8 protein-coding genes are annotated in these 5661 nt (G+C 36.3%); all 8 read right to left on the reverse strand.

The window, feature by feature from the left end; translation table 11 throughout:
• On the reverse strand, positions 1-344 hold a 344-nt coding region (locus tag BN358_RS02495; RefSeq protein WP_019227755.1), incomplete at its 3' end, for a d(CMP) kinase.
• Between the two features lie 148 nt (positions 345-492).
• Positions 493-1365, reverse strand: coding sequence for a MurR/RpiR family transcriptional regulator (locus tag BN358_RS02500; protein WP_019227048.1), 873 nt, complete (start codon positions 1363-1365; stop codon positions 493-495).
• Positions 1366-1368: 3 nt separating this feature from the next.
• Positions 1369-1908, reverse strand: coding sequence for a 2-oxoacid:acceptor oxidoreductase family protein (locus BN358_RS02505; RefSeq protein ID WP_019227049.1), 540 nt, complete (start codon positions 1906-1908; stop codon positions 1369-1371).
• Positions 1909-1918: 10 nt separating this feature from the next.
• The gene (locus BN358_RS02510) at positions 1919-2743 is read right to left on the reverse strand and encodes a 2-oxoacid:ferredoxin oxidoreductase subunit beta (RefSeq protein ID WP_019227050.1); all 825 of its coding nucleotides are present in this window, start codon (positions 2741-2743) and stop codon (positions 1919-1921) included.
• Complete coding sequence (locus tag BN358_RS02515) at positions 2743-3885, reverse strand: 2-oxoacid:acceptor oxidoreductase subunit alpha (RefSeq protein ID WP_019227051.1); 1143 nt, start codon at positions 3883-3885, stop codon at positions 2743-2745. The genes BN358_RS02510 and BN358_RS02515 overlap by 1 nt, the downstream gene beginning before the upstream one ends.
• Positions 3875-4081: a ferredoxin family protein gene (locus BN358_RS02520; protein WP_019227052.1), complete on the reverse strand. Its 207-nt coding sequence runs from the start codon at positions 4079-4081 to the stop codon at positions 3875-3877. The genes BN358_RS02515 and BN358_RS02520 overlap by 11 nt, the downstream gene beginning before the upstream one ends.
• Before the next feature lie 188 nt (positions 4082-4269).
• Positions 4270-4845, reverse strand: a complete 576-nt coding sequence (locus tag BN358_RS02525; RefSeq protein ID WP_019227053.1) for a class I SAM-dependent methyltransferase — start codon at positions 4843-4845, stop codon at positions 4270-4272.
• A gap of 1 nt (position 4846) precedes the next feature.
• Positions 4847-5569, reverse strand: coding sequence for a pseudouridine synthase (locus BN358_RS02530; RefSeq protein WP_019227054.1), 723 nt, complete (start codon positions 5567-5569; stop codon positions 4847-4849).
• Positions 5570-5661: the final 92 nt, after the last annotated feature.

Consider the following 5661-nt stretch of genomic DNA (forward strand, 5'->3'; position numbering starts at 1 on the left):
TTTTTGTTTTTGGCAATATTTCTTTGCAGTTCAACCATTTTAGTTCGTACATTTTTAAGTGCAGAAATTTTCGAAGCATATATGGATATTTCTTCGCTTCTTATTAAACTTTCCACATTCATTTTGTCAAGGAATATTTTGTTGTCAGAATAATCAACTTCAGTTGTTTCAAGCATTTCATCTATTGTATCTTCTTTAACTTCTATGTTGTTGATATATGCCTTATATGCAAGGGCGCGGTACATTGCCCCCGTATCAATATATTCAAAACCAAGTTCCCTGCTTAATAGTCTTGCAACAGTGCTTTTGCCAGCTCCTGATGGTCCGTCTATTGCAATTATCATTATTTTTTTCCTTTCAAGTATATTTAAACACTTTACTATTATATTACAAATTTAGAAATATAACAACAAAATTTTTTAAAGTGAAATTTGGAAATTCAATACAATAAAAAGGACAATGTAAAAACATTGTCCCTATTAATAACAGTTGTTAATTGTTATCATTTTGATATATGCTGTTGTTGTCCCACAGCTGTTCAAGCCTGTTGTAATATTCAACTATATCATCTTTTTCCTGAAGTCCTATGTTAATAATCAAATTGTTGATCATTGCAAGAGGACCAACCAATGAATCTATGAATGACACTATGTTGCTTTTTGCAAGCAGAGAAACATCGGCAATGTTGTATACGGGAGATGCTTCTGTGTCAGTTATAGCAACTATTTTTGTATTGTGTTCCTTTATGAATTTTGTAGCATCAATTGTAATCTTTGAATATCTTGGATAGCTTATTACAATCAGTACATCTGTTTCCTTGATTCGTATGATTTCTTCGTAAAGAGAATTAACGCCGCTGTTGTTTAATACTTTTACGTTATCAAGTATTACATCAAGATAAAAACCCAGGTAATTTGACAGCGTCGATGAGGTACGAAGACCAAGTATGTATACTTTTTTAGCGTTCATTATGATTTCAGTCGCCTTGTCAAGAGCCTCAATGTCAAAGTTTTCAAACATATTGCGCATGTTGTTCATTTCATTTTTAATTATTTTTTTGTGAAGCTTATCCTTGTCGTTTACAATATCATCGTCAAGACCGATTCTCTGCACAGTTGTAAGCTTGTTTTTAATAAGAACCTGCAAAGCTTTTTGAAGCTCCGGAAATCCGGAATAACCAAGGCTGCTTGCAAAACGCACAACAGTCGATTCACTTACGTCAACGGTCTCCCCAATCTTTGCAGCAGTCATGAATGCTGCCTTGTCATAGTGGTCTATTATGAATTGCGCAATTTGTTTTTGACCTTTGCTGAATTTATGATAATTACTGTTAATAAGACCGATTAAATCATTTGTATTGTTCATATGTCATCCTCGAATTAGTTTTATTCCTTCTTCGAAAGCGCTGATGTTCTTGTCAACTGTAACAGGAGGAACCCTGTCTGTAATTGATTTCAGCATTATATCCTTGTGAATTACATCTTCTCCTATCAATGCATACAATGCACCCACAGAAACAATGTTTGAAACCATGTGAGTTCCTAACTTATTTTGAGCAGTGTCAAGAATCGGAAGACTGTAAATTGTATACGGAGCATCATGCACAATGTCAACACTTTCGTCAACAACTAGTATACCATTTTTGTCTAAAGTTGCAATATATTTATCATATGAATTCTGTGTAAGAGCCAGCAAAATGTTAGGGGTAGTAACTTTTGGAAAATTAATTTCAGCCTTGCTTATGATGACTTCAGCTTTGCTGGAGCCACCTCTAGCTTCCGGTCCATATGACTGGGTTTGTATTGCGTTTATTCCTTGTTCAATGGCAGCATCAGCAATTATGATGGCAGCAAGTATTACTCCCTGTCCTCCTGAACCGCTCAGTCTTAATTCTAATTTATCAAACATAACAGTCTCCTCATTTATTTTGAAATTTGTCAATTATAACCTGATAGCTTTCTGTGTACTCAGGTTTAGGATTATTGTAGAATTCACCTATAAGTATTTTGTTTTCTGCCTTTTCAGGATTCTTTTCCAAAACCTTAACATCAACACAGTTGTCTTTTAAGAATGTGTGCATCTTTACGGCATTTCCTTTTTTGTTCTTTCTGCCGTAATAAGTAGGACACAGACTTAATCCTTCAATAAATGAAAATCCCTTGTTTTTCAATCCGTTTTCAATAAGCTTCTGCATCATTGGAGCATGGTATGCCGTACCTCTTCCCACATAAGTAGCACCTGCCCCCTGTGCAAGGCTGCATAGGTCAAAAGGCTTGTCAATGTTTCCAAAAGGTGCAGTAGTGGCAAAGTCTCCATATGGAGTTGTAGGAGAATATTGTCCTCCTGTCATTCCGTATATGTTGTTGTTGAACACGATTGTTGTGATGTCTATGTTTCTTCTTGCTGCATGGATGAGGTGGTTACCGCCTATGGCAGAACTGTCCCCGTCTCCCATGATTACTATTACATGAAGTTTCGGGTTTGCATGCTTTATGCCTGTTGCAAATGCCAGAGCTCTTCCGTGAGTTGTGTGAAGAGTATTGAAATCAAGGTATCCAGGTGCTCTTGAAGAACATCCTATTCCTGAAACAAGAACAACTTCATCCTTGTTAAGACCAAGTTTGTCTATTGCTCTTACAACAGTGTTCATTAAAGTTCCATGGCCACAACCGGGGCACCAGATGTGAGGCAGTCTGTTTACTCTGAAATACTTTTCTGTTAAATCGCTGCAATTAGTGTTCATTATTCTCTACCTCCCATAACAGCATCTGTAATTTCCTTAGGTGTTATAAGTTCCCCTGTAATTTTGTTGATTTTTTTTACAGGACATTTTTTGCCTGCCACTCTGTCAACTTCAAGGAAGTATTGACCAAGGTTCATTTCAGCTACATAAATTTCTTTTGCCTTTTCTGAAACCGCGCTTATTTGTTTTTCAAGAAACGGCCATATGGTAATCGGTCTGAACATACCAACTTTGATGTTATTATTTCGCATATTGTCAATTGCGCTTTTAGCAGCTCTTGAAACTCCTCCAAAAGCAACTATGACAATTTCAGCGTCGTCCATTTTATATTCTTCGTAAAATGTTATATCATCTATATTTTTTTCTACCTTGTCAACAATCCTCTGAACCAATTTGCCGGATATTTCATTGTTGTTTGTCGGAAATCCTGTTTCATCATGAGTAAGTCCTGTAACATGGTATCTGTATCCTTCGCCAAATGATGCCATAGGAGGTATCATATCTTCATCTGGCCTGTAAGCAACGTACTCTTCAGGCTTGCATGTAGGTTTCTTTCTATTCACCACTTTTATTTCTGAAGGATCTTTGAACTGAAGTTTTTCTCTCATGTGTCCAACTGTTTCATCCATGAGTAAAATTACAGGAGTTCTGTATTTTTCAGCGATGTTAAATGCTTCAATAGCATATTCGTATGTTTCCTGAACTGAGTTAGGAGTAAGTGCCACAACCGGATGATCTCCGTGTGTTCCCCATTTAGCCTGCATAATCTCACCTTGTGCAGGTGAAGTAGGAAGTCCAGTGCTTGGGCCGCCTCTTTGAACATTGACTATAACGCATGGAATCTCAGTAATAGCAGCATAACCGATGTTTTCCTGCATAAGAGAAAATCCCGGACCGCTGGTTGCAGTCATGGATTTAAGACCTGCTAATGAACCGCCGATTATTGCCGCCATGCTTGCCAGCTCATCTTCCATCTGAATGAATTTACCCCCAAGCTGTGGCAATTTCTGAGCAGATATTTCAGCTATTTCCGTAGATGGAGTGATGGGATAACCTGCAAAAAATCTCATGCCGGCAGCTAAAGCTCCTTCAACGCATGCTTCATTGCCCTGCAGCAATTTATACTTTTTTTCACTGTTCATCTTCATTTCCTCCTATGTAAATAGCATTGTCCGGACATCTGAGTTCGCATTGTCCGCAAAATATACAAGCATCCGGATGTGCTATAACGCATTTTTCATTTACGATTTTTAAAACCTGTTTAGGACAAAAACCTACACATACGCCGCAGCCTTTGCACCAGTCTTTGTTCTGCAGAAGACGTTTCTCTGTTGCCATATTACCCTCCCTTTATTACCGTCATACATAAATCATAGCACATTTTTTTCTATTTGCAAGAAAGATTTCAAGGAAAATTTAAAATGCAGGATTCAATTCATATACTGCAAATTTATATCGTGAAATCGATTTCGAACTCCTTATAAATATATACTTTATAAAAAAATGCATGAAGGCGTTTATACCTATCATGCATTTTTTTCTATTACGAATAATTCAGGAGGATTATTTTCCTTGTTGGTTATTTTAACATGAATAACATTGTAAGTGGATTTGTTCAGTGAGTTCAGGTACTGAATTATTTCATGTATTTCTTGTCCTACATCGTGAGACACATATGTTGTAATGTATATTCTTCCTTCATCCTTTAGGACAGGCAGAAGATTTTCAATCGCCTTAAGCGTTGTATCGGGATTTGTGGTTATTGTTTTATCTGAAAAAGGAAGATATCCAAGGTTAAATACTGCTGCATCTATTTTACCCTCTAAATATTTTCCAATAAATTCATGAGAATCCTTAATAACCTTAAAATTATCGAACTGTTTATTTTGAGCCAGCAAAACATTTGTCCTTTCAACGGCCTGTTCCTGAATGTCAAATGACATTACTTTTCCTTTTGCTCCTGCAACATTGCTTAAAAACAATGTATCAAATCCGTTGCCGCAGGTTGCATCTATAAACATTAAATTTTCATTGCCTGAGTAGCTTGTTTTAATAAGCATGTGAACAAAGTCTACAAGCTTTCCATATTTTGAATTATCCATGTTATCCCTCCTGTCTTCCCTTTAAGAATTTAATTTCTTCTTCATTTAAATGTACCCATGCTCCGGGTTTTAAATCACCAAGATTGATTTTGCCGAATGATATTCTCTTCAATGTTCGAACAGTGTGCCCAACTGCATCAAACATTTTTCTTACCTGCCTGTTTTTTCCTTCATAAATGCTTACCTGGACTATAGAACTGTTCACTGAAATTTTAACAATATCTACTCTGGCTGGAGCTGTTTTATAATCTTCAATTTTGACTCCGCTTTTTAATCTCATGACTGCTTCGTCACTTATTCTTCCTTCCACTTCTGCTATGTAAGTCTTGTATATGTGATATTTAGGATGCATCAGTTTGTTTGCAAGGTCTCCGTCATTTGTGAGCAAAAGAAGTCCCGATGTGTTGTAGTCAAGCCTTCCTATGGGATATATCCTTTCAGTGATGTTTATAAGGTCAATAACGGTCTTCCTTCCAAACTGGTCTTTTACAGTTGTAACATATCCTTCCGGCTTATAAAGCTTTATGTAAATAAACCCTTCTGTTTCTGAAATTTTTTTGTTGTCTACAAGAACAACATCTTTTTCAGGATTGATTTTTGTTCCAAGCTCAGTTACAACAACTCCGTTTACCTTTACACAGCCATTTAAAATAAGATCTTCAGCCTTTCTTCTTGATGAAATACCACAGCGTGCTATATATTTTTGTAACCTTTCTTCTTCCATAAATTCCTGCCTTCACTTTTTTTAACACTTGATATTTTTTCACATTATAACACATTCTGATGACTTTGCCAACGAATAAAGAATTAAGAATG

Source organism: Sedimentibacter sp. B4, from assembly GCF_000309315.1.
Classification (GTDB): domain Bacteria; phylum Bacillota; class Clostridia; order Tissierellales; family Sedimentibacteraceae; genus Sedimentibacter; species Sedimentibacter saalensis.

What these genes read in the sequence shown, in the direction of transcription:
- BN358_RS02515 (WP_019227051.1), bottom strand. Translation starts at nt 3,885, where the DNA reads ATGAACAGTGAAAAAAAGTATAAATTGCTGCAGGGCAATGAAGCATGC.
- BN358_RS02525 (WP_019227053.1), bottom strand. Translation starts at nt 4,845, where the DNA reads ATGGATAATTCAAAATATGGAAAGCTTGTAGACTTTGTTCACATGCTT.
- BN358_RS02510 (WP_019227050.1), bottom strand. Translation starts at nt 2,743, where the DNA reads ATGAACACTAATTGCAGCGATTTAACAGAAAAGTATTTCAGAGTAAAC.
- BN358_RS02520 (WP_019227052.1), bottom strand. Translation starts at nt 4,081, where the DNA reads ATGGCAACAGAGAAACGTCTTCTGCAGAACAAAGACTGGTGCAAAGGC.
- BN358_RS02500 (WP_019227048.1), bottom strand. Translation starts at nt 1,365, where the DNA reads ATGAACAATACAAATGATTTAATCGGTCTTATTAACAGTAATTATCAT.
- BN358_RS02530 (WP_019227054.1), bottom strand. Translation starts at nt 5,569, where the DNA reads ATGGAAGAAGAAAGGTTACAAAAATATATAGCACGCTGTGGTATTTCA.
- BN358_RS02505 (WP_019227049.1), bottom strand. Translation starts at nt 1,908, where the DNA reads ATGTTTGATAAATTAGAATTAAGACTGAGCGGTTCAGGAGGACAGGGA.